Below are 23,003 nucleotides of genomic sequence, written 5' to 3' on the forward strand. Positions count from 1 at the left end.
CGCGCCGCCGGAGGGGTGTCGGCGGGCGAAGTCACAGGGCGCGGATTATCGCCGCGCCGCCGCCGTCGGGCGGGGCCGGGCTACAGCAGATCGGCCAGGCGCATCTGCGCCAGCCCCGCCTGGTGGCGGAAGGCCAGGCTGGCCTCGGCCTCGCCCAGCAGCAGCGCATCCACCAGCGGCAGCGCCGGTGTGCGCTCGGGCACCACCAGCAGCACCCAGCGCGGATCGCCGGCTTCGTCCAGCAGGCCGCACCAGTCCAGGCTGCGCAGGGTTTCCAGCACCTGGTTGACCTGCAGCGGATCGGTCTGCACCTGGGTGGCCAGTTCCAGCCCGCGCAGGCCCGAGCCGCCCTCGCGCTGGGCCTGAAGCAGCCGGCGCAGCAGCGTGAGCGCCAGCGCGAAGGGCTCGCCCGGGCGGTCGGGCCGCCGCGGGGCGTGGATGGTCAGCGTGGGCGCATAGGCCGCGATCACCGCGCCCAGCAGCACGATCACCCAGCCCAGGTAGATCCACAGCAGCAGGATGGGCACGGTGGCGAACGCGCCGTACACCGCCGAATAGGTGGGCACGCGCCCCACGTACCAGGCCAGACCGGCCTTGGCCAGCTCGATGCCGACGGCCACGAACACGCCACCAGCGGCCGCATGGCCCCAGCGCACATGCACATTGGGCACGAAGCGGAACAGGCCGCCCATGGCCGCGGCCAGCAGCACGAACTGCAGCGCATCGAGCAGCAGCTCCAGCCCGCCGGGCAGCGCATTGACCACGCCGCGCGAGGCCGAGATGGCATAGGACGTCAACGACAGGCTGGCGCCCAGCACCAGCGGGCCCAATGTGAGCGCGGCCCAGTAGACAAGCACGCGCTGCGCCAGCGGCCGCGGCTTGGGCACGCGCCAGATGGCGTTGAGCGTGCGGTCGATCGTGAACACCAGCATCAGCGCGGTGACCAAGAACACCAGCAGGCCCACCGAGCCCACCTTGCTGGCCTTGGCGGCGAACTGGGTCAGCGCCTGCAGCACCGGCCGGGCGATGGTGTCGGGCACCAGGCTTTGCAGGAAGTATTGCTGCAGCGCCGACTGGAAGCGGCTGAACATCGGGAAGGCCGAGAACACGGCCAGCATCACCGTCATCAGCGGCACCAGGCCGATCAGCGTGGTGAAGGTCAGGCTGCCGGCGGTCAGGCCCAGGCGGTCGTCGCGAAAGCGCAGGCGCAGCGTGCGCAGGGTGTCGACCCAGGGCCAGTGGCGCAGGGCATGGGCCAGCAGCGCCAGCCGCTGACGTCCGGCCGCGGCCGGGCGTGGGAGAGAAGTCATCCGTCTATCATGCCAGCCGTGACCGATGCCCCTTCTCCGCCGGCCGCGGCCGGTGCCACGCCGCCTGCGGCGCCCTTCCCCCCCGCCACCCCGCACGACGCCCAGCCCGGCCCCCGGGTGCAGGCGCTGCGCGCCGCCTCGGTGCTGCTGTTGCTGGCGCTGATCGTGCTCGATCTGGCCTGGGAGCTGTGGTTGGCACCCACCGGCCAGAAGACGCTGGTGATCAAGGTGCTGCCGCTGCTGCTGCCGCTGGCCGGGCTGCTCAAGCACCGGCTCTACACCTACCGCTGGCTGAGCCTGATGCTGTGGCTGTACGTCACCGAAGGCCTGGTGCGTGCCAACGGCGGCGAGGCCGGCTGGGGGCCTGCGCTGGCCTGGGGCCAGGTGGTGCTGTGCACCCTGCTGTTCACCACCTGCGGCCTGTACGTGCGCGCCCGGCTGAAGGCCGGCAAGGTGCTGAACGCCGGCACCTGAGGCGCCCTCCCACCCTTTCTTGCTTCTGCCATCCACCATGCATGACGACCTGATCGCCGCCCTGCGCGCCCGCCTGGGCGCCGCCAACGTGCTCACCGAGGGCGACCTCTCGGCCTGGGAGCTGGACTGGCGCAAGCGCTGGCGCGGCAAGGCCCTGGCGGTGCTGCGCCCCGGCAGCGCCGACGAGGTGGCGGCCGCGCTGCAGCTGGCCGCGGCGCATGGCGTCAGCGTGGTGCCGCAGGGCGGCAACACCGGCCTGGTGGGCGGCGGCGTGCCCGACGACAGCGGCACGCAGCTGCTGCTGTCCACCCAGCGCCTGAACAAGGTGCGCGGCATCGACGCCGCCAACCAGACCATCACGGTGGAGGCCGGCTGCATCCTGCAAAGCGTGCAGGCCGCGGCCGACGAGGCGGGCTTCCTGTTCCCGCTGAGCCTGGCGGCCGAAGGCAGTGCCACCATCGGCGGCAACCTGGCGACGAACGCCGGCGGCACGCAGGTGCTGCGCTACGGCAATGCCCGCGAGCTGTGCCTGGGCCTGGAGGTGGTGAACGCCCAGGGCGAGGTGTGGAGCGGCCTGACCGGGCTGCGCAAGGACAACACCGGCTACGACCTGCGCGACCTGTTCGTGGGCAGCGAGGGCACGCTGGGCGTCATCACCGCGGCCACGCTGAAGCTGTTTCCGAAGCCCGCAGCCAGCCTGACGGCCATGGCCAGCACCGGCACGCTCGCGCAGTGCCAGGCGCTGCTGGGCCTGGCGCAGCGGCGGCTGGGCGCGGGCCTCACCGGCTTCGAGGTGATGAACCGCTTCTCGCTGCACCTGGTGGCCAAGCACTTTCCGCAGCTCAAGCAGCCGCTGCCGCCGTCGGACTGGACCGTGCTGCTGGAGTACGCCGATGCCGACGGTGAAGACACGGCCCGCCAGCGCTTCGAAGGTGTGCTGGGCGACGCGCTGGAGCAGGAATTGATCAACGACGCCGCGGTGGCCGAGAGCCTGGCCCAATCGGCCACGCTGTGGCACCTGCGTGAATCCATCCCGCTGGCGCAGAGCGAGGAAGGCCTGAACGTCAAGCACGACATCGCGCTGCCGGTTTCGGCCATTCCCGAGTTCTGCGAACGCACCGATGCCGCGCTGGCGGCCGCCTTCCCCGGCATCCGCCTGGTCAATTTCGGACATCTGGGCGACGGCAACCTGCACTACAACGTGCAGGGCCCGGAAGGCGGCTCGGCGGCCGAGTTCCTGGCGCAGCACGAGCACACCATCAACACCATCGTCTTCGACGCCGTGGCGCAGTACGGCGGCAGCTTCTCGGCCGAGCATGGCATCGGCGCACTCAAGCGCGACGAACTGGCGCTGCGCAAGTCGCCGGTGGCGCTGGGCATGATGCGCGCGATCAAGCAGGCGCTCGATCCGAAGAACCTGCTGAACCCAGGCCGGGTGGTCTGACGCTGCAGCGGGCTGCGGCCGCTTGGCGGGTGGCACTGCGTACCCGCAGGGCCGGGTGCCCCATTCATTCCGGCAAAGCCGCAAGCACCTCGCCGACCAGGCGGTCCACCGCCTCGATCGCATCGCCGCGCTGGTGCGAGATGCCCATGCGCACGATGACCACGCCGCGCGAGGGCACCACCAGCGTGAACTGACCCATGAAGCCGCGGGCGAAGAAGGCGTCGCGTGGCGCGCTGGCAAAGCCCCAGGGCACCCCCCACTGGGGCAGCATGCTGCCGCCCAGGGTGTTGGTCCACCAGCCGGCGCCGTAGGCCGTGTCCAGCGTGGGCGTGGTGGCGTGGCGCACCCACCCCTCGGGCAGCACGCGCCGCCCGCCGGCCAGGCCATCGTTCAGGTACAGCTGGCCCAGGCGTGCCCAGTCGCGTGCCGGCGCGACGAACATGCTGGCGCCGTTGGGCGTGTCGGTGGCGTCCACGGTCAGCGTCACGCCGTGCATGCCCAGCGGCCCGAACAGACGCTTCACCGCCAGGTCGTGCAGGGCCGCGGCACTGCCACCGGCGGCGTCGCGCAGCAGTCGCCCGGCCAGCACGAAGTGGCCGTCGCTGTAGGCCCAGCCCGCCCCCACCGGTGCCACCAGCGGCTGCTGCTGCAGCCAGCCGGCCTTGTCGCGCTCGATGAACAGCATGCGGCTGTTGGGGTCGGTGCCGCTGTTGTCCTGCCGCATCGCCAGGCCCGAGGTCTGGCGCAGCAGGTGATCGAGCGTGATCGCGGCGCGCGCATCGCCCGGCACCTGCCAGGCCGGGAACAGGCCGGGCCGGTCCGGCTGCAGGCGCCCCTGCTGCACCAGCACGCCGGCCAGGGCGTGGGTCAGCGACTTGGACATCGAGAAACCCAGCAGCGGCGTGGCCGGCCCGAGGCCCGGCGCGTACTGCTCGCCCACCACGCGGCCGTGCTGCAGCACCACGATGGCCTGGGTGAACAGCGAGGGCCGCGCGGCATCGGGTTCGTCGAAGCCGCGCGCCAGGGCCTGCGCCAACGCGGGGTTCGCCGCAGCCACCGGCGCCGGGCCGGCGATGGCCGGCAGCTCGGGTGCCGGCCAGTGCGCCACCGGCGGCAGGCCGGCGCTGGCCGCGGGGGCGTCGCCCGGCCAGTCCACCAGACAACCCAGGCCGGGACGCCACTGCGCCTGGCTGGCCCAACCGCCGGCCAGCCGGGTGTGCACGCGGCCCTGGCCGGCATCCACCTGCACATCGATCAGCGGCATCACCAGGCCCATCGCCCCCAGCGGCGCCACGCGCTGTCGCAGTGCATCAGCCAGTGGCAGGCCGCTGTGCAGCACATCGATGCATATCAGCTGGCTGGTGAGCCCCGACGCCACGCGGGGCGCCTGCCCCAGCCCGCCGCTGGCGCAGCCCGCCAGCCCGACGGCTGCGGCGCTCAGCAGCCCCGCGGTCAAAGCCCTGGCACGGCGGCCATCGTGGTGGTGGGTGGCGATCGGTCGGGCGGCGATCGGTCGGACGGCGATCAGGCGGGGGGTCATCGGGCAGGCTCCAGGCTGTGGTCAGGGCCGCCACGATGCCCGCGGGTGGAACGGCACGCTCGCCGAAAGCCGCCGAATCCAGCGCCAGGCTGATCGAATCCGGAAATCAGCCAGCCCGGCGCGGGCTCAACGCCTTTCGGCCAGTGCCTGCGCGCGGAATTCGGTGGGCGTGAGGCCGGTGTCGGCCTTGAACGCCCGGTTGAACGGGCCCAGCGACTGGAATCCCGCCGCCGTGGCCAGGCTGAGCACCGGCACCTCGGCCTGGGCGGGATCGGCCAGCGCCTCGCGCGCCCAGGCGATGCGGTGGGCGTTGAGGTAGGCGTTGAAGTTGCGCTGGCCCAACTGACCATTGATGACCCGCCGCAGGCGGTACTCCGGCAGGCCCAGGTGGGCTGCCAGCGCACCGATGGTCAGGCCCTCGCGGCGGAAGATCTGTTCCTGCTGCATGGCCCGCTGCAGGCGCGACAACGCACCGGGATCGTCCGCGGCGGCGGCCGAGGCCACGCCGGCGGCCGCACCTGGCTCGCCAAGCCCGACCCGTCTGCCAGGCTGTGGTGCAGCCACAGGCCCCTGCGCGAGTGCCGGCGCAGCCGGCACCAGCAGCCACAGGCCGGGCGCCAGGCCCAGCAGCGCCGACGCCACGAAGGCGGCCACGGCACACAGCGCCAACGCGTCGACCAGCCCCACCCAGGTGCTGGATGCGCTGGCCGGCGACGGGATGCCGGCCACCGCCGACAGCACGCTGTAGCCCAGCACCACCGCCAGGATGCGCACACGCCAGCGGATGCGCGCCTCCACCAGGTCGCCCTGCCAGGACCGCAGCATCGGCCACAGCGCCGCCACGGCGAACAGGATCGGCCCCGCGCCGGCCAGCAGCGCCAGCGCGGGGTGGTGCCAGCGGGTGCAGTTGCCCAGGCTCATGCCCACCCAGACCAGCCACAGCGCGGCATGCCAGCGGCGCAAGCGGAACGCGTCGTCGAACAGGGCGCAGGCCAGCAGCCACATCACCACCGGGTTGCCGTTCATCAGCGCCTGCAGCGGCCACTGCCAGCCCGGCAGCTGACCGGCCGCCACCTGGGCCGCCTGGGTGGATTGCAGCGCGTACGCGGCCGAGCCCAGGCACATCAGCACGCCCAGGCCCGCCGCCGGCACACGCGGCCCGCGCAGCAGGCGCCAGGCCAGCAACAACATCAGCGCCACGAAACCGCCGCGCAGACCGGCCTCGATCAGCGCCGCAGTCGGCGGATGCACGGGCCGGCCCTGCCGTTCAGCGCCGGTGCGGCGTCACTGCACCGGGCCCTTGAGCCCGGCCGGCAGCGGCAAGGCCGCCACCTCGATGCCTTCGTCGGCCAGCGCCGCGCGCTCCTCGGGCGAGGCCAGGCCGCGGATGCCACGCTGCTCGGTCTCACCGTAATGGATGCGCCGGGCTTCCTCGGGGAAGCGTTCGCCGACATCCTCGGTGTTCTTCAGCACGTGCTGCACGGCCTGGAGCCACAGCGCCTGCAACGCAGCCGGAGCGGCTGGCCCGTCGGCAGTGGCTGGCGCCGCCGCTGCAGGCTGGGCGGGCGCGGGACCGGCGCCCGGTGCCTGGGCACGCGCGTCATGCGGCGCGGCGGGCGGCGCGGTCGGCGCGCGTGCGCCGGACAGGTTCAGCCGCGGCGCACTCAGCTGCTTGGTGATGGCCCGGTCGGCGCACAGCGGGCATTCCAGTCGGCCGTCGGCCAGCTGCGTCTGGAAGTCGTCTTCCGACGCGAACCAGCCTTCGAAGCCGTGGCCCTGGCCACAGCGCAGGTCGAGCACCTTCATCGTGCCGACATTATCCGCGGCCGGCGTTCAGGGTGCCGGACGCCAGTCCAGAACCCATGCGCCGGCCTGCCAGCGCTGCAGCCACTGCAGGCCGATCAGCGTCTTGGCGTCGGTGACCTCGCCGCGACCGGCCAGCGCATCGAGCTCGTCGACGGTGAGCATCAGCAGGTCGATGTGCTCGCCGTGGTCGAGTTGCCGATCGCCCAGCGACAGGCCGCGGGCGAACCACAGCTCGATGCCTTCGGTGGAATAGGCGCAGGCGTTGTGGATGACGCCGGCACGCGCCCACTCGGCGGCGCGGTAGCCGGTTTCCTCGGCCAGCTCGCGGCGTGCGCAGCTCAGGATGCTCTCGCCCGGATCCAGCTTGCCGGCCGGGAACTCGATCAGCACCTGCCCCACCGGGTAGCGGAACTGGCGTTCCATCACCAGGCGGCCGTCGTCGAGCAGTGGAATCACCATCACCGCGCCGGGGTGCACGATGTACTCGCGCGTGGCGGCATCGCCGCCGGGCAGCGTCACGGTGTCGCGGCGCACATCCAGCAGACGCCCCCGGAACACCTGCTCGCCTTCGGCGAACTGCTCCAGCAGGTGGGCGTCGCTGGCGCCGGAGGGCGCCAGTGCCCCGCGCTCAGTCATCGTGACCGCGACGCAGGTAGCGCCAGGTGAAGCCGGGGAAGGCGAAGGTCAGCATCAGGCACAGCGCCACGGCATAGAACTGCGAGCCCTGCGGGCTGCGCTGGCCGATGCGGGCCTCGATCAGCATGCCCAGACCGACCGTCACGCCGGTGAGCAGCACCAGTTCCAGCAGACGCCAGCCCAGCGCCTTGGGCGCGCGCAGCGGCCCCACCAGCAGCACGCGCTCGGTGACGAAGGGCAGGTTCGCGGCCACGAAGCCCAGCAGCAGCAGCAGCCAGGCCTGTGCGGTGGTCGACATCGGCGAGGGATCGGGGGCGTGCGTGGCCGGGCGGCGACCGCTCAGGTGGCCAGGGCCTTCAGGATGGCGTCACGGCACATGGCCATCAGGCCACCGGGCAGCAGGCCGAAGGCCAGCACGGCCGCGCCGTTCAGCGCCAGCAGTGCGCTGACACCCGCGCTGCGCACCGGACGCGACCTGTCGGCCGGCGCGTCGAAGTACATCACCTTCACGATGCGCAGGTAGTAGAACGCGCCGATCAGGCTCAGCACCACGGCGAAGATGGCCAGACCGATGTAGAACGGCAGGTTGGTGGTGATCAGCGCCTGCAGGATGGCCAGCTTGGCGTAGAAGCCCACCATCGGCGGCACGCCGGCCAGCGAGAACATGAAGACAGTCATCACGCCGGCCAGCCACGGTGCGCGTTGGTTCAGGCCCGCGAGGTCGGAGATCTCCTCGGCCTCGAATCCCTGGCGGCTGATGAACATGATCAGGCCGAAGGTGCCCAGCGAGGTGAGCACATAGGTCACCGCGTAGAACATCGCCGACGAGTAGGCGTTGCCGGCCGACAGCGTGTTGCCGCTCACCACGCCGGCGGTCATGCCAAGCAGCATGAAGCCCATCTGCGAGATGGTGGAGTAGGCCAGCATGCGCTTCAGGTTGGTCTGCGCGATGGCGGCCAGGTTGCCCACCACCAGCGAGCACACGGCCAGCACCACCAGCATCTGCTGCCAGTCGACCGCCAGACCCAGCATGCCCTCGACCAGCAGACGGATGGTGATCGCGAACGCGGCCAGCTTGGGCGCGCCACCGATCATCAGCGTGACGGCCGTCGGGGCACCCTGGTAGACGTCGGGCACCCACATGTGGAACGGCACCACACCCAGCTTGAAGGCCAGGCCGGCGACGACGAACACCACGCCGAAGGTCAGCACGGTGGGGTTGATGCGGCCGGTGCCGATGGCGGTGAAGACCTCGTTGATCTCCAGCGACTTGGTGGCGCCGTACATCATCGACAGGCCGTAGAGCAGGAAGCCCGAGGCCAGCGCGCCCAGCACGAAGTACTTCATCGCGGCCTCGGTGGACACGCCGTGGTCACGGCGCAGCGCCACCAGCGCGTACAGCGACAGGCTCATCAGCTCCAGGCCGATGTAGACGACCAGGAAGTTGTTGGCCGACACCATCACCGCGATGCCCAGCAACGAGAACATGGTCAGCGAGAAGAACTCGCCCTTGAGCATGTCACGCGCCGCGATGTAGGGCTGGGCGTAGGCCACGGCCACCATGGTGGCCACCACCGCGAAGAAGGCCAGCAGATGACCCATCGGGTCGCTGACCATCATGCGCTGCATGCCGTAGACGGTGGCGCCGTCGTTGTAGTACGCCAGGTGCATGGCCGCCACGGCGGCCAGGCCCAGCTGACACAGCCAGAAGGTGGGACGGCGCTGCTCGTCGGTGACGAACAGGTCGACCAGCGCCACCACGCAGGCGGCCAGCAGCAGCAGCGCCTCGGGGTAGACGACGAGCCAGTTCATTGCATTCATGTTCTAGATCCTGGTGCGACGGGCGCTCACTGCAGCTTGGACATCGCGACGTGCTTCAGCAGCTCGGTGACCGAGACGTGCATCACGTCGGTGAAGGGCTTGGGATACACGCCCATCCACAGCGTGGCGATCGCCAGCACGGCCATCAGCAGGAACTCACGGCCGTTGATGTCGGTGAGGTTGCGGACCTCGTCGTTGGTGACCGCGCCGAAGTACACGCGCTTGTACATCCACAGCGTGTAGGCAGCGCCGAACACCAGGGCCGTGGCGGCCAGCGCGCCCAGCCAGAAGTTCACCTTCACAGTGCCCAGGATCACCATCCACTCGCCGACGAAGCCGCCGGTGGCCGGCAGGCCGCAGTTGGCCATCGCGAAGAACAGCGCGAACGCCGCGAACTTGGGCATGGTGTTGACCACGCCGCCGTAGGTGGCAATGTCACGGCTGTGCACGCGGTCGTACAGCACGCCGATGGCCAGGAACATGGCGCCCGACACGAAGCCGTGGCTGATCATCTGCACGATGGCGCCCGAGACACCCAGCTCGTTGAAGATGAAGAAGCCCAGCGTCACGAAGCCCATGTGCGCGATGGACGAGTAGGCCACCAGCTTCTTCATGTCCTGCTGCACCAGGGCGACCAGGCCGATGTAGATCACCGCCACCAGGCTCAGTGCGATCATGAACCAGGCGTATTCACGCGAGGCATCGGGGGCGATCGGCATCGAGAAGCGCAGGAAGCCATAGGCGCCCAGCTTCAGCATGATGGCCGCCAGCACCACCGAACCGCCAGTGGGCGCTTCGACGTGGGCGTCGGGCAGCCAGGTGTGCACCGGCCACATCGGCACCTTGACCGAGAAGGCCGCGAAGAAGGCGAAGAACAGCAGTGTCTGCGCGCTCAACGGCAGCGGCAGCTTGTGCCAGGCGGCGATGTCGAAGCTGCCACCCGACTTGTAGTACAGGTAGATCAGCGCCACCAGCATCAGCAGCGAGCCGGCCAGCGTGTACAGGAAGAACTTGAACGCCGCGTACACCCGGCGCGGGCCGCCCCAGACGCCGATGATGATGTACATCGGGATCAGCGTGGCCTCGAAGAACACGTAGAACAGCAGACCGTCGGCCGCCGCGAACACGCCCACCATCAGGCCCGACAGGACCAGGAACGCGCCCATGTACTGGTGAACGCGCTCGGTGATCACCTCCCACGCGGCGATGACCACGATCACCGTGATGAACGCGGTGAGCAGCACGAACCACACCGAGATGCCATCGACACCCAGGTGGTAGCGCACGTTGAAGCGCTCGATCCACGGCAGGTTCTCCTGGAACTGCAGCGCCGCGGTGTCGAGGTGGAAGCCGGTGATCAGCGGCAGCGTGACCAGGAAGCTGACCAGCGCGCCCAGCAGCGCCACCCAGCGCACCGTGCCCGCGTTGTCGTCCCGGCCGATGGCCAGCAGCAGGATGCCGAACGCGATCGGCAGCCAGATCGAAACACTCAGAAGACCAAAGCCCATTCTTGTTCTCCGCCCTGCCCGTTCAGCGACCGGCCACGCCGGACAGCGCCGGCCACAGTTGCCAGGTCAGCAGGCCGAACACGCCCAGCAGCATCACCAGGGCATACCAGTAAAGGTGACCGGTCTGCACCAGCCGGGTGAGGCCGGCGAATGCGCCGACCAGGCGCGCCGAGCCATTGATCAGCAGCCCGTCGATCAGGCCCTGGTCGCCGCCCTTCCACAGGCCGCGGCCCAGCAGGCGGGCACCAGCGGCCAGCACATGCTCGTTGAACCAGTCGAAGAAATACTTGTTCTCGAGGATCACGATCACCGGACGCAGCACCTTGGCGAACATCGTCGGGATGCTGGGCGCGACCATGTAGAACACGAAGGCCGTGGCCACACCACCCATGGCCAGCCAGAACGGCAGCGTGCCGAAGGCATGCATGGCCATCGCGGCGGCACCGTGGAACTCGGCGGCCAGTTCCTTCATCGCATGGTGGTGCTCACCGTTGACGAAGATCGCGTCCTTGAAGAAGTCGCCGTACAGCATCGGCTGGATGGCCAGGTAGCCGATCACCACCGAGGGGATGGCCAGCAGCACCAGCGGCAGCGTGACGACCCAGGGCGACTCGTGCGGCGTGTGGTCATGACCATGCCCGTGATCTTCGTCGTGGTGGTCGTGCTCACCCGGGAACGGTTTGTGGTGGAAGTGCTCCTTGCCGTGGAAGACCAGGAAGTACATCCGGAACGAGTAGAAGGCCGTGACGAACACGCCGCAGACCACCGCGAAGTAGGCCCAGTGCGCCGCCGGCAGATGGCTGGCGTGCACCGCCTCGATGATCGAATCCTTCGAGTAGAAGCCGGCGAAGAACGGCGTGCCGATCAGCGCCAGGCTGCCCAGCAGCGAGGTGATCCAGGTGATCTTCATGTGCTTCCACAGACCACCCATGTTGCGGATGTCCTGGTCGTGGTGCATGCCCATGATCACCGAGCCGGCGCCCAGGAACAGCAGCGCCTTGAAGAACGCGTGGGTCATCAGGTGGAACACGGCCACCGAATAGGCCGAGACGCCCAGTGCCACGGTCATGTAGCCCAGCTGCGACAGCGTGGAGTAGGCCACCACGCGCTTGATGTCGTTCTGGATGATGCCCAGGAAGCCCATGAACAGCGCCGTGATCGAGCCGATCACCAGCACGAAGTTCAGCGCGGCGTCGCTCAGTTCGTACAGCGGCGACATGCGCGCCACCATGAAGATGCCGGCCGTCACCATCGTGGCGGCGTGGATCAGCGCCGAGATCGGCGTCGGACCTTCCATCGAATCGGGCAGCCACACGTGCAACGGGAACTGCGCGCTCTTGCCCATGGCGCCGATGAACAGGCAGATGCAGGCCACCGACAACAGCATCCAGTCGGTGCCGGGGAAGCTCAGCTTGGCCAGGTCATTGGCCTTGGCGAAGGTTTCGCCGTAGTTCAGCGTGCCGGCGTAGGCGGCGATCAGGCCGATGCCCAGGATGAAGCCGAAGTCGCCGACCCGGTTCACCAGGAAGGCCTTCATGTTGGCGAAGATGGCCGTCGGCTTGGTGTACCAGAAGCCGATCAGCAGGTACGACACCAGGCCCACCGCTTCCCAGCCGAAGAACAGCTGCAGGAAGTTGTTGCTCATGACCAGCATGAGCATCGAGAAGGTGAACAGCGAGATGTACGAGAAGAAGCGCTGGTAGCCCGGGTCCTCGTGCATGTAGCCGATGGTGTAGACGTGCACCATCAGCGACACGAAGGTCACCACGCACATCATCATTGCGGTCAGGCCGTCGACCAGGAAGCCGACTTCCATCTTGAAGTCGCCCAGCACCATCCACTCGTACACGGTGCCCGAGTAGCGGGCGCCGTGGATGACGTCGTTGAGCGTCATCGCCGAGATCACGAACGCGACCAGCACGCCCAGGATGGTGACCGTGTGCGCACCGGCGCGGCCGATGGCCTTGCCGAAGAAGCCGGCCAGCGTGGCGCCAACCAGCGGCGCCAGTGGCACCGCCAGCAGCAGCGTGGGATTCAATGTTGCAGCCATGTTGTTGTGCCCTGCCTCAGCCTCAGCCCTTCAGGGTGTCGAGTTCTTCGACGTTGATCGTGGCGCGGTTGCGGAACAGCACGACCAGGATCGCCAGACCGATGGCCGACTCGGCCGCCGCCACCGTCAGGATGAAGAACACGAACACCTGGCCACCCATGTCGCCCAGGTAGTGCGAGAAGGCCACGAAGTTCATGTTGACCGCCAGCAGCATCAGCTCGATGGCCATCAGCAGCACGATCAGGTTGCGCCGGTTCATGTAGATGCCGATCACCGACAGGGCGAACAGCAGGCCACCCAGCGACAGGTAGTGGCCCAGCGTGATGGGTCCGAGACTCATGCCTTCTTCTCCTCGGTGGCGGCGACGGCCGGGGCCGACGGCGCGTCCACGACCGCGGCCATCTTCACGATGCGCACGCGGTCGGCCTTGCGCGCCTTGACCTGCTCGCTCGGGTCGAGGTAGCGGCTGTCCTTGCGGCGGCGCAGGGTGAGCGCCACGGCGGCGACGATGGCCACCAGCAGCAGCACTGCGGCCAGTTGCACCGGGTACAGGTACTTGGTGTAGATCTCGATGCCCAGCAGGCGGCTGTTGCCCAGCTTGGCCAGCGCCGGATCCAGCGCCGGGGCCTCGGTCAGGCGGAAGCCGCCCATCAGCACCATGGCCATCTCGAGCGCGATCACCGCACCGATCAGGCCGGCCAGCGGCATATGCTTCCAAAAGCCCTCACGGAAGTCGTCGGAATTCAGATCGAGCATCATCACGACGAACAGGAACAGCACCATCACCGCGCCCACGTAGACCAGCACCAGCGTGATGGCCAGGAACTCGGCCTTCAGCAGCATCCAGATCACCGAAGCGTTGGCGAAGGCCAGCACCAGGAACAGCGCCGAGTGCACCGTGCTCTTCGCCGTGATGACACGGAACGAAGCGAACAGCAGCACGGCCGAGAAGAAATAGAACAGTGCGCCAGTGGTTGTCATGGTCTTGTGCGCGAGCGGTCACAGACGCGCGCGGCGGGGCGTTGAGGCCCGCGCCGCACGGCGTCAGCGGTACTTCGCGTCGGCCTCCTTGTTGGCGGCGATTTCCTTCTCGTAGCGGTCGCCCACTGCGAGCAGCATGTCCTTGGTGAAATACAGGTCGCCCCGCTTCTCACCGTGGTACTCGAAGATGTGCGTCTCGACGATCGAGTCAACCGGGCAGCTCTCTTCGCAGAAGCCGCAGAAGATGCACTTGGTCAGGTCGATGTCGTAGCGCGTGGTGCGGCGCGTGCCGTCCTCGCGCACACCCGCCTCGATGGTGATGGCCATCGCCGGGCACACCGCCTCGCACAGCTTGCAGGCGATGCAGCGCTCTTCGCCGTTCTCATACCGGCGCAGTGCGTGCAGGCCGCGAAAGCGCGGGCTCAGCGGCGTCTTCTCTTCCGGGAACTGGACCGTGATCTTCTTGGCCCAGAAGTACTTGCCGGTGATCTTCAGGCCCTTGAACAACTCCAGCAGCATGAAGCTGGAGACGAAGTCTTTCAGTGACGTCTGGGAAGCCATGGTGTTCTTACTTCCAGATGTTGAACGGGGTCTGCATCCACAGGCCCACCACCACCAGCCACACCAGCGTGACCGGGATGAAGATCTTCCAGCCCAGACGCATGATCTGGTCATAGCGGTAGCGCGGGAACGAGGCGCGCACCCACAGGAACATCGTGACCACCACGAAGACCTTGACCGCCAGCCAGATCCAGCCGGGGATGAAGTCGAGGAAGGCGAACGGAGGCAGCCAGCCGCCCAGGAACATGATCACGGCCAGCATCGAGACCAGGATCATGTTGGCGTACTCGGCCAGGAAGAACATGGCGAACGACATGCCCGAGTACTCGATCATGTGACCGGCCACGATTTCCGACTCGCCTTCCACCACGTCGAACGGGTGGCGGTTGGTCTCGGCCAGGCCGGAGATGAAGTACACCAGGAACACCGGCAGCAGCGGCAGCCAGTTCCAGCTGAGGAAGCCCATGCCGGCGTCGGCCATCGTGCCCTTGCCCTGGCTGGCCACGATCTCGCTCATGTTCATCGAGCCGGTGACCATCAGCACGATCACCAGCGCGAAGCCCATCGCGATCTCGTAGCTCACCATCTGTGCCGAGGCGCGCAGCGCACCCAGGAAGGCGTACTTCGAGTTCGACGCCCAGCCGGCGATGATCACGCCGTACACCTCCAGCGAGGTGATGGCCATCAGGAACAGCAGGCCGGCGTTGACATTGGCCAGCGCGACATCAGGCCCGAAGGGCACCACCGCCCAGGCGGCGAGCGCCGGCATGATGGTCATGATGGGGCCCAGGAAGAACAGGCCCTTGTTGGCGGCGGTGGGGCGGATGATCTCCTTGAAGATCAGCTTCACCGCGTCGGCGATCGGGGTCAGCAGGCCGAACGGGCCCACGCGGTTGGGACCGGGGCGCAGCTGGGTGAAGCCGATGCCCTTGCGTTCCCACAGCGTGAGGTAGGCCACGCAGCCCAGCAGCGGCAGCAGCACCGCCACGATCTTGATCAGGCTCCAGACCACGAGCCATGGCGTGGGGCCGATCAGCGCGGCGCCGGCCTGGTTGAGTTGGTCGATCATGGTCAGGCTTTCTCCACCGCGATGGCGCCGAACATGGCGCCCAGCGAGGCCGTGTCGGCATGGCCGGCCGGCACGCGCACGGCGTTGGCGGCCAGCGTGGCATCCAGGCGTGCGGCCAGCACGGCGCTGGCGCCGCCCTGGCTCAACTTGACCTTGGCGCCTTCGGCCAGGCCGAGCTGCGCCCACAGCGCGGCCGGCACGCCGGCCATCGGCGCACGGGCGTCGGCCGTGCGTTGCAGCGAGGGTGCGCGGCGCACCAGCGCGTCGGCGGCGTAGATCGGCACGTCGGCCACACGCTCCAGGCCGGTGCCCGCCGCAGGCACGGCGATGGCGGCCGACGCCGTGTTGTTCAGCCGCTGGGCCAGCGTCGCGACGTCACCCAGGGCCTCGGCCCGCACTTCTTCCACCGTCTCTTGGTTGAAGCCGTCCAGGCCCAGCAGGTTGCCCAGCACGCGCAGCACCTTCCAGGCCGGACGGGCATCGCCCAGCGGCTTGGTCACGCCGTGGAAGGCCTGCACGCGACCCTCGGCGTTGACGAAGGCGCCACCGGTCTCGGTGAACGGCGCGATCGGCAGCAGCACATCGGCGTTGTCGACCGCGGCGTCCTTGAACGAGGTGAAGGCCACCACCAAGCCGGCACCGGCCATGGCGGCCTTGGCCGCGGCGGCGTCGGCGGCGTCGAGCGCGGGCTCGACGTCCAGCAGCAGCAGGGCCTTCATGGGTTGGCTCAGCATCTGGCCAGCGTTCAGGCCACCGGCGCCCGGCAGGGCCTTGACCAGTTGCGCGCCCACGGTGTTGGCGTCAGCGCTCAGGTAGCCCACGCTGGCACCGGTGTGCGCGCCGATCCACTGGGCCAGAGCCAGCAGCGCACCGGCCTGCGGGTGCTGCGCAGCGGCATTGCCCAGCAGCACGGCCTTGCGCTCACCGCTCAGCAGGGCCTGGGCGACGGCCTCGGCACCGGCGTCCACCAGGGCGGCGGCCGGCGCGGCCACACCCTTGGCACTGGCGATGTAGCCGGCCACGTTGGCCAGGCTTTGTGCCCAGGCGCTGGGCGCGGCGGTCAGCGTGCCGGCCAGCGGCATGGCCCAGTCGTCCTGCACCGCGTTCAGGCTGAACACGGCAGCGCCCTTGCGCGCGGCCTGGCGGATGCGCTGCGCGAACAGCGGATGGTCCTTGCGCAAGAACGAGCCGACCACGAAGGCCGCTTCCAGCGTCGACAGCGACGCGATCGTGGTGCCCAGCCATTGCGCCTGGCCGACCGGCGCCATGTTGGCGAAGTCGGCGTGGCGGGTGCGGGTGTCGATGCTCTCGCTGCCGAAGCCGCGCACCAGCTTGGCCAACAGGTGCAGCTCTTCCACCGTGCGGTGGGCACTGCCCAGCGCACCGATGCCGGCCACACCATGCTCGGCCTTCACACGCTTCAGGCCATCGGCCACGTAGTTCAGCGCGGTGGTCCAGTCCACCGTCTGCCACTGACCGCCCTGCTTGATCTGCGGCTGGGTGAGGCGCTGATCGCTGTTCAGCGCTTCATAGCTGAAGCGGTCGCGGTCGGCGATCCAGCACTCGTTGACGTCTTCGTTCTCGAGCGGCACCACGCGCAGCACCTGGCCGTTCTTGACCTGAACGATCAGGTTGGCGCCGGTGCTGTCATGCGGGCTCACGCTCTTGCGGCGCGACAGTTCCCAGGTGCGGGCGCTGTAGCGGAAGGGCTTGCTGGTGAGCGCGCCGACCGGGCAGATGTCGATCATGTTGCCCGACAGCTCGCTGTCCACCGTGCCACCGGTCATGGTGGTGATCTCGGAGTGCTCGCCGCGATGGATCATGCCCAGCTCCATCACGCCGGCAATCTCTTGCCCGAAGCGCACGCAGCGGGTGCAGTGGATGCAGCGGCTCATCTCCTCCATCGAGATCAGCGGGCCGACGTTCTTGTGGAACACGACGCGCTTTTCTTCCTGGTAGCGCGAGGCGCCCTTGCCGTAGCCCACGGCCAGATCCTGCAGCTGGCATTCGCCACCCTGGTCGCAGATCGGGCAGTCCAGCGGATGGTTGATCAGCAGGAACTCCATGACCGACTGCTGGGCCTTGACGGCCTTGTCGGTCTGGGTGCGCACGATCATGCCCTGGGTCACCGGCGTGGCGCAGGCCGGCATCGGCTTGGGCGCCTTCTCGATGTCCACCAGGCACATGCGGCAGTTGGCCGCGATGGACAGCTTGCGGTGGTAGCAGAAGTGCGGGATGGTCTTGCCGGCCGCGTCGGCCGCATGCATCACCATGCTGCCTTCAGGCACCGAGACCTTCTGGCCGTCGAGTTCGATTTCGATCATGTGTCTACCCTGCCCCTTTCAGACGTACGCAGGGACCATGCAGGTCTTGTGTTCGACGTGGTAGGCAAACTCGTCGCGGAAGTGCTTGAGCATGCCGCGCACGGGCATCGCGGCGGCGTCACCCAGCGCGCAGATGGTGCGGCCCATGATGTTCTCGGCCACGTTGTCCAGCAGCGCGAGGTCGTCGGCGCGGCCTTCGCCGTGCTCGATGCGGTTGACCAGACGCCACAGCCAGCCGGTGCCTTCGCGGCACGGCGTGCACTGACCGCAGGACTCGTGGCTGTAGAAGTACGACAAGCGCAGCAGGCTCTTGACCATGCAGCGGGTCTCGTCCATCACGATCACGGCGCCCGAGCCGAGCATGGAGCCGGCCTTGCTGATGGAGTCATAGTCCATCGTGCAGTCCATCATCACGCTGGCCGGCAACACCGGCGCCGACGAACCGCCGGGAATCACGGCCTTGAGCTTGCGGCCACCCTTCACGCCACCGGCGAGCTCGAGCAGCTTGGCGAACGAGGTGCCCATCGGGATCTCGTAGTTGCCGGGGCGCTGCACGTCACCCACCATCGAGAAGATCTTGGTGCCGCCGTTGTTCGGCTTGCCGCACTCGAGGTAGGCCTGGCCGCCGTTGCGGATGATCCAGGGCACCGCCGCGAAGGTCTCGGTGTTGTTGATCGTGGTCGGCTTGCCGTACAGGCCGAAGCTGGCCGGGAACGGCGGCTTGAAGCGCGGCTGGCCCTTCTTGCCTTCCAGCGACTCGAGCAGCGCGGTTTCTTCGCCGCAGATGTAGGCGCCAAAGCCGTGGTGCGCGTACAGCTGGAAGCTGTGCTTGCTGCCCAGGATGTGGTCGCCCAGGTAGCCGGCGGCACGGGCTTCTTCCAGGGCCGCCTCGAAGCGCTCGTAGACCTCGAAGATCTCGCCGTGGATGTAGTTGTAGCCCACCGAGATGCCCATCGCGTAGGCCGCGATGATCATGCCCTCGATGACGATGTGCGGGTTGTAGCGCAGGATGTCGCGGTCCTTGCACGTGCCCGGCTCACCCTCGTCGGAGTTGCACACCAGGTACTTCTGCACCGGCAGCGCGCGCGGCATGAAGCTCCACTTCAGGCCGGTGGGGAAGCCGGCGCCGCCGCGGCCGCGCAGGCCCGAGGCCTTGACCTCGGCCACCACCTGGTCGGGCGTCATGCCGCCTTCAGCCGCCAGGATCTTGCGCAGCGCCTGGTAGCCACCGCGGGCTTCGTAGTCCTTCAGCCGCCAGTTGCTGCCATCCAGACCCGCGTAGATCTGCGGCTCGATGTGGCGGTCATGGAAGCAGGTCTCCAGGCCACTGGCCTGGAACTTCGAGAGATCGACCATCGTGTTGCTCACTTGGCGGCCGCCTTCAGCGTGTCGAGCAGGGCGTCGAGGCGCTCGTTGCTCATGTAGCTGACCATCTGGCGGTCATTGACCAGGGCCACCGGCGCGTCGGCGCAGGCACCCAGGCACTCGCACTTGGCCACGGTGAACAGGCCATCGGGCGTGGTGCCGCCGTCCTCGATGCCCAGCTTCTGCAGCACGTGCTCCAGCGCACGCTGGCCGTCGCGCAGCTGGCACGGCAGGTTGGTGCAGACGTTGAGCTTGAACTTGCCCACCGGCCGCTGGTTGTACATGTTGTAGAAGGTGGTCACCTCGCGCACGGCGATCGGCGCCATGCCCAGGTACTCGGCAATGGCCGTCTCGGCCGCGCCGGACACCCAGCCTTCTTCCTGCTGAACAATCGACAGGCAGGCCATCACGGCCGACTGGCGCTGCTCGGCCGGGTACTTGGCGGTTTCCTTGTCGAAGCGGGCGCGCGTCGCTGCGGACAGCGTGTAGGTCGCGGCCGGGGAAGCTGCTTGATTGCTCATCGATCGATCTCGCCGAACACGATGTCCATGGTGCCGATGATCGCCACCGCGTCGGCGATCATGTGGCCGCGGCTCATTTCGTCGAGCGCGGACAGGTGGGCAAAGCCCGGGGCCCGGATCTTCAGGCGGTACGGCTTGTTGGCACCATCGCTGACGATGTAGATGCCGAACTCGCCCTTCGGGTGCTCGACGGCGGCGTAGGCCTCGCCCTCGGGCACGCGGAAGCCTTCGGTGAACAGCTTGAAGTGGTGGATCAACTCCTCCATGCTGCTCTTCATCGCCACGCGCGACGGAGGCGCCACCTTGTGGTTGTCGGTGATCACCGGGCCCGGGTTAGCGCGCAGCCAGTCCACGCACTGCTTGATGATGCGGTTGGACTGGCGCATCTCTTCCACGCGCACCAGGTAGCGGTCGTACGTGTCGCCGTTGACGCCGACCGGGACGTCGAAGTCCATCTTGTCGTACACGTCGTAGGGCTGCTTCTTGCGCAGGTCCCACTCGACGCCCGAACCGCGCAGCATGGCGCCGGTGAGGCCCAGGTTCAGCGCGCGCTCGGGCGTGACCACGCCGATGCCCACCGTGCGCTGCTTCCAGATGCGGTTGTCGGTCAGCAGCGTCTCGTACTCGTCCACCAGCGCCGGGAAGCGCTGGGTGAAGTCGTCGATGAAATCCAGCAGCGAGCCTTGGCGGTTGGCGTTCAACGCCTTGATCGCCCGCTCGTTCTTGATCTTGCTGACCTGGTACTGCGGCATGCTGTCCGGCAGGTCGCGGTAGACACCACCCGGACGGAAGTAGGCCGCGTGCATGCGCGCACCCGACACCGCTTCGTACATGTCGAACAGGTCTTCCCGCTCGCGGAAGCAGTAGATGCAGATGTTCATCGCGCCGCAGTCCAGGCCATGGCAGCCCAGCCACAGCAGGTGGTTCAGCAGACGCGTGATCTCCGCGAACATCACGCGGATGTACTGGGCGCGGATCGGCACCTCGATGCCCAGCATCTTCTCGATGGCGAGGCAGTAGGCGTGCTCGTTGCACATCATGGACACGTAGTCGAGACGGTCCATGTAGGGCAGAGACTGGATGAAGGTCTTCTGCTCGGCCAGCTTCTCGGTGGCACGGTGCAGCAGGCCGATGTGCGGGTCGGCGCGCTGGATCACCTCACCATCGAGCTCGAGCACCAGGCGCAGCACACCGTGCGCAGCCGGGTGCTGGGGACCGAAGTTCAGCGTGTAGTTTTTGATCTCAGCCATACGTGTTCCGGTTCTCGCCCACGGCTCAGTGCAGGCCGCCGTAGTTGTCTTCGCGGATGATGCGCGGCGTGATCTCGCGCGGCTCGATGGTGACCGGCTGGTAGACCACCCGCTTCTGCTCGGCGTCGTAGCGCATCTCGACATGGCCCGAGACCGGGAAGTCCTTGCGCAGCGGATGACCGATGAAGCCGTAGTCGGTCAGGATGCGACGCAGGTCGGCGTGGCCTTCGAAGATCACGCCGATCATGTCGAAGGCCTCGCGCTCGAACCAGTTGGCACCGCTCCAGATGTCGCTGACCGAGGCCACGACCGGCAGATCGTCGTCGGGCGCGAAGACCTTCAGGCGCACGCGCCAGTTCAGGCTGACGCTCAGCAGGTGCGACACCACGCAGTAGCGCAGGCCATCCCAGGGCTGGTCCTTCCAGCCGCTGTAGTCCAGGCCGCACAGGTCGATCAGCTGCTCGAACTTCAGCGTCGGGTCGTCGTGCAGGCGACGTGCCACGGCGGCGTAATCGGCAGCCGCCACGGTGAGGGTGATCTCGCCGCAGTCGCGCACGAGGTTCTTGATCTTGTCGCCGAGCGCGGCTTGCAGCGCGGCTTGCAGTTGGTCGAGACGTTGCGTCATGAGATGTGCTGCCTCAGGCGCGGGCGATGGTGTTTTCGCGGCGGATCTTGGCCTGCAGCTGCAGGATGCCGTAGAGCAGCGCCTCGGCCGTGGGCGGGCAGCCCGGCACGTAGACATCCACCGGCACGATGCGGTCGCAACCACGGACCACCGAGTAGCTGTAGTGGTAGTAGCCGCCGCCGTTGGCGCACGAGCCCATGCTCAGCACCCAGCGCGGCTCGGCCATCTGGTCGTACACCTTGCGCAGCGCCGGCCCCATCTTGTTGCACAGCGTGCCGGCCACGATCATCAGATCGGACTGGCGCGGGCTCGGGCGGAACAGCATGCCGAAGCGGTCGATGTCGTAGCGCGCGGCGCCAGCGTGGATCATCTCCACCGCGCAGCACGCCAGGCCGAAGGTCATCGGCCACAGCGAGCCGGTCTTCGACCAGTTGATCAGCTTGTCGACCGAGGTGGTGACGAAGCCTTCCTTCAGAACGCCTTCGATGCCCATGCTTGTTGTCCTTGTGGTCCAGTCTCGGGGTGTGGCGAGCGGCAGCAGCCGGTCACTCCCAGTCGAGGGCGCCCTTCTTCCACTCGTAGATGAAGCCCACCACGAGAATGCCGAGGAAGATCATGATCGCCCAGAAGCCTGACGCCCCGATGTCGCGCAGCGCGACCGCCCAGGGGAACAGGAAGGCGATTTCCAGATCGAACAGGATGAAGAGGATGGCGACGAGGTAGTAGCGCACATCGAACTTCATGCGCGCGTCCTCGAAGGCCTCGAAGCCGCACTCGTACGGGCTGTTCTTCTGCGCATCGGGCCGCTGCGGGCCGAGCAGGAAGCCAAGCACCTGCGGCGCAATGCCAACGCCGGTGCCGACCAGGATGAACAGGATGACAGGGAGGTACTGTTGCAGGTCCATGGCTTTGTGCGGCGGCAGTGATCGACAGATCATCCGGCCACAAAAAAGCGCGCTGGCCCGCAGTGGAACAACACCGCCCGCGACAGCGCGCCGCGCCTGCGCCCGGCACTGGGTGTCCGGGGCACGCAAACCAGGGGCCGGATGAGGCCCTGGCCTGCCTAGAACTCCGTTGGTGCCGTCGGCGAGACTCGAACTCGCACAGCTTTCGCCACTACCCCCTCAAGATAGCGTGTCTACCAATTTCACCACGACGGCAACGCGGGCCTTGCGACCCTGAGTGTTGTTCAGCTGGCGTGAGGATTTGCTCGCTGAACAGCCTCGAATTCTATATCGAAGATTGCTCGTTTCTTCGGGTTTGCGCGAATGCTTGATGACAATCATGCGCGCCAGGGCGCCGCCGTGCCAGCGCACGGCAGCCCCAGGGCATCACTTGGTCGGGATCCCACCCACCGCCGATGCCGCGGGTGCCGGCACCGCCGATGCGGCCACCGGGGCGCTGGCGGCCGCCGCCGCGCGGTCGAGCACGCTGCCACCGCCGGTGGCGCGGGCGGTCGACTGGCTGTTCGACAGCAGGGCCAGCAGCAGCGTGCAGATGAAGAACACCGTGGCGCACACCGCGGTCGAGCGCGACAGGAAGTTAGCGCTGCCGGTGGCACCGAACAGGCTGCCCGAGGCACCGCTGCCGAACGAGGCGCCCATGTCGGCCCCCTTGCCGTGCTGCACCAGCACCAGGCCGATCATCGCGATGGCGGCCACGAGTTGCAGCACCTGCACGAGGTTGATCCAGATAGTCATCGTTGTCGTTCTCCAAAA

The 23,003-nt window shown here is 68.0% G+C and carries 23 protein-coding genes and 1 tRNA gene; 2 read left to right on the forward strand and 22 right to left on the reverse strand.

Going from position 1 to position 23,003, the window contains the following annotated elements:
• Positions 1 to 80: 80 nt before the first annotated feature.
• The gene (locus AACH10_RS19180; RefSeq protein WP_341412094.1) at positions 81 to 1,310 is read right to left on the reverse strand and encodes a YihY family inner membrane protein; all 1,230 of its coding nucleotides are present in this window, start codon (positions 1,308 to 1,310) and stop codon (positions 81 to 83) included.
• Positions 1,311 to 1,319: 9 nt separating this feature from the next.
• Between AACH10_RS19180 and AACH10_RS19185 the strand changes: the two genes are divergently transcribed.
• On the forward strand, positions 1,320 to 1,784 hold the full coding sequence (locus AACH10_RS19185) for a DUF2069 domain-containing protein (protein WP_341412095.1): 465 nt from the start codon (positions 1,320 to 1,322) through the stop codon (positions 1,782 to 1,784).
• 37 nt (positions 1,785 to 1,821) lie between these two features.
• Positions 1,822 to 3,228, forward strand: coding sequence for an FAD-binding oxidoreductase (locus AACH10_RS19190; RefSeq protein ID WP_341412096.1), 1,407 nt, complete (start codon positions 1,822 to 1,824; stop codon positions 3,226 to 3,228).
• A gap of 64 nt (positions 3,229 to 3,292) precedes the next feature.
• On the opposite strand, the gene AACH10_RS19195 is transcribed toward AACH10_RS19190, so the two are convergent.
• The 21 genes from AACH10_RS19195 to secG all read right to left on the reverse strand — a co-directional run bounded on the left by AACH10_RS19195 (position 3,293) and on the right by secG (position 22,985).
• The gene (locus AACH10_RS19195; RefSeq protein WP_341412097.1) at positions 3,293 to 4,768 is read right to left on the reverse strand and encodes a serine hydrolase domain-containing protein; all 1,476 of its coding nucleotides are present in this window, start codon (positions 4,766 to 4,768) and stop codon (positions 3,293 to 3,295) included.
• A gap of 126 nt (positions 4,769 to 4,894) precedes the next feature.
• The gene (locus AACH10_RS19200; protein WP_341412098.1) at positions 4,895 to 6,019 is read right to left on the reverse strand and encodes a helix-turn-helix domain-containing protein; all 1,125 of its coding nucleotides are present in this window, start codon (positions 6,017 to 6,019) and stop codon (positions 4,895 to 4,897) included.
• A gap of 33 nt (positions 6,020 to 6,052) precedes the next feature.
• A complete protein-coding gene (locus AACH10_RS19205; protein ID WP_341412099.1) occupies positions 6,053 to 6,574 on the reverse strand; it encodes a DUF1178 family protein in 522 nt (173 codons plus the stop codon).
• Positions 6,575 to 6,601: 27 nt separating this feature from the next.
• Positions 6,602 to 7,210, reverse strand: a complete 609-nt coding sequence (locus AACH10_RS19210; RefSeq protein ID WP_341412100.1) for an NUDIX domain-containing protein — start codon at positions 7,208 to 7,210, stop codon at positions 6,602 to 6,604.
• A complete protein-coding gene (locus tag AACH10_RS19215) occupies positions 7,203 to 7,508 on the reverse strand; it encodes a DUF2818 family protein (protein ID WP_341412101.1) in 306 nt (101 codons plus the stop codon). The genes AACH10_RS19210 and AACH10_RS19215 overlap by 8 nt, the downstream gene beginning before the upstream one ends.
• Before the next feature lie 41 nt (positions 7,509 to 7,549).
• Positions 7,550 to 9,031, reverse strand: coding sequence for an NADH-quinone oxidoreductase subunit NuoN (nuoN, locus tag AACH10_RS19220; RefSeq protein WP_341412102.1), 1,482 nt, complete (start codon positions 9,029 to 9,031; stop codon positions 7,550 to 7,552).
• Between the two features lie 26 nt (positions 9,032 to 9,057).
• Positions 9,058 to 10,539 (reverse strand): NADH-quinone oxidoreductase subunit M, encoded by a 1,482-nt coding sequence (locus tag AACH10_RS19225; RefSeq protein WP_341412103.1) that lies wholly within the window; start codon positions 10,537 to 10,539, stop codon positions 9,058 to 9,060.
• Between the two features lie 22 nt (positions 10,540 to 10,561).
• Positions 10,562 to 12,589: an NADH-quinone oxidoreductase subunit L gene (gene nuoL, locus AACH10_RS19230; RefSeq protein WP_341412104.1), complete on the reverse strand. Its 2,028-nt coding sequence runs from the start codon at positions 12,587 to 12,589 to the stop codon at positions 10,562 to 10,564.
• Positions 12,590 to 12,611: 22 nt separating this feature from the next.
• On the reverse strand, positions 12,612 to 12,929 hold the full coding sequence (gene nuoK / locus AACH10_RS19235) for an NADH-quinone oxidoreductase subunit NuoK (RefSeq protein ID WP_341412105.1): 318 nt from the start codon (positions 12,927 to 12,929) through the stop codon (positions 12,612 to 12,614).
• Positions 12,926 to 13,570 carry an NADH-quinone oxidoreductase subunit J gene (locus tag AACH10_RS19240; RefSeq protein WP_341412106.1) on the reverse strand — a complete coding sequence of 215 codons (645 nt, stop codon included), beginning with the start codon at positions 13,568 to 13,570 and terminating at the stop codon, positions 12,926 to 12,928. The genes nuoK and AACH10_RS19240 overlap by 4 nt, the downstream gene beginning before the upstream one ends.
• 63 nt (positions 13,571 to 13,633) lie before the next feature.
• Entirely contained in the window at positions 13,634 to 14,131 is a 498-nt protein-coding gene (gene nuoI, locus AACH10_RS19245; RefSeq protein WP_341412107.1) for an NADH-quinone oxidoreductase subunit NuoI, read from the reverse strand.
• A 7-nt stretch (positions 14,132 to 14,138) separates the two neighbouring features.
• Positions 14,139 to 15,200: an NADH-quinone oxidoreductase subunit NuoH gene (nuoH, locus tag AACH10_RS19250; RefSeq protein WP_341412108.1), complete on the reverse strand. Its 1,062-nt coding sequence runs from the start codon at positions 15,198 to 15,200 to the stop codon at positions 14,139 to 14,141.
• A gap of 2 nt (positions 15,201 to 15,202) precedes the next feature.
• Positions 15,203 to 17,524 carry an NADH-quinone oxidoreductase subunit NuoG gene (nuoG, locus tag AACH10_RS19255; RefSeq protein ID WP_341412109.1) on the reverse strand — a complete coding sequence of 774 codons (2,322 nt, stop codon included), beginning with the start codon at positions 17,522 to 17,524 and terminating at the stop codon, positions 15,203 to 15,205.
• Positions 17,525 to 17,542: 18 nt separating this feature from the next.
• Positions 17,543 to 18,880 carry an NADH-quinone oxidoreductase subunit NuoF gene (nuoF, locus tag AACH10_RS19260; RefSeq protein WP_341412110.1) on the reverse strand — a complete coding sequence of 446 codons (1,338 nt, stop codon included), beginning with the start codon at positions 18,878 to 18,880 and terminating at the stop codon, positions 17,543 to 17,545.
• 8 nt (positions 18,881 to 18,888) lie between these two features.
• On the reverse strand, positions 18,889 to 19,410 hold the full coding sequence (locus tag AACH10_RS19265; protein WP_341412111.1) for an NADH-quinone oxidoreductase subunit NuoE family protein: 522 nt from the start codon (positions 19,408 to 19,410) through the stop codon (positions 18,889 to 18,891).
• Entirely contained in the window at positions 19,407 to 20,660 is a 1,254-nt protein-coding gene (locus AACH10_RS19270; protein WP_341412112.1) for an NADH-quinone oxidoreductase subunit D, read from the reverse strand. Before AACH10_RS19270 ends, AACH10_RS19265 begins: the two co-directional genes overlap by 4 nt.
• A 25-nt stretch (positions 20,661 to 20,685) precedes the next feature.
• Entirely contained in the window at positions 20,686 to 21,285 is a 600-nt protein-coding gene (locus AACH10_RS19275) for an NADH-quinone oxidoreductase subunit C (RefSeq protein WP_341412113.1), read from the reverse strand.
• Between the two features lie 13 nt (positions 21,286 to 21,298).
• Entirely contained in the window at positions 21,299 to 21,778 is a 480-nt protein-coding gene (locus AACH10_RS19280; protein WP_260785801.1) for a NuoB/complex I 20 kDa subunit family protein, read from the reverse strand.
• A 52-nt stretch (positions 21,779 to 21,830) separates the two neighbouring features.
• Positions 21,831 to 22,190 carry an NADH-quinone oxidoreductase subunit A gene (locus tag AACH10_RS19285; protein WP_341412114.1) on the reverse strand — a complete coding sequence of 120 codons (360 nt, stop codon included), beginning with the start codon at positions 22,188 to 22,190 and terminating at the stop codon, positions 21,831 to 21,833.
• A 170-nt stretch (positions 22,191 to 22,360) separates the two neighbouring features.
• Positions 22,361 to 22,445, reverse strand: a tRNA-Leu gene (locus AACH10_RS19290).
• Between the two features lie 171 nt (positions 22,446 to 22,616).
• Entirely contained in the window at positions 22,617 to 22,985 is a 369-nt protein-coding gene (secG, locus tag AACH10_RS19295; protein WP_341412115.1) for a preprotein translocase subunit SecG, read from the reverse strand.
• Positions 22,986 to 23,003 lie beyond the last annotated feature (18 nt).

The organism is Pseudaquabacterium inlustre (genome assembly GCF_038066595.1).
In the GTDB taxonomy this organism is placed as follows: domain Bacteria; phylum Pseudomonadota; class Gammaproteobacteria; order Burkholderiales; family Burkholderiaceae_C; genus Pseudaquabacterium; species Pseudaquabacterium inlustre.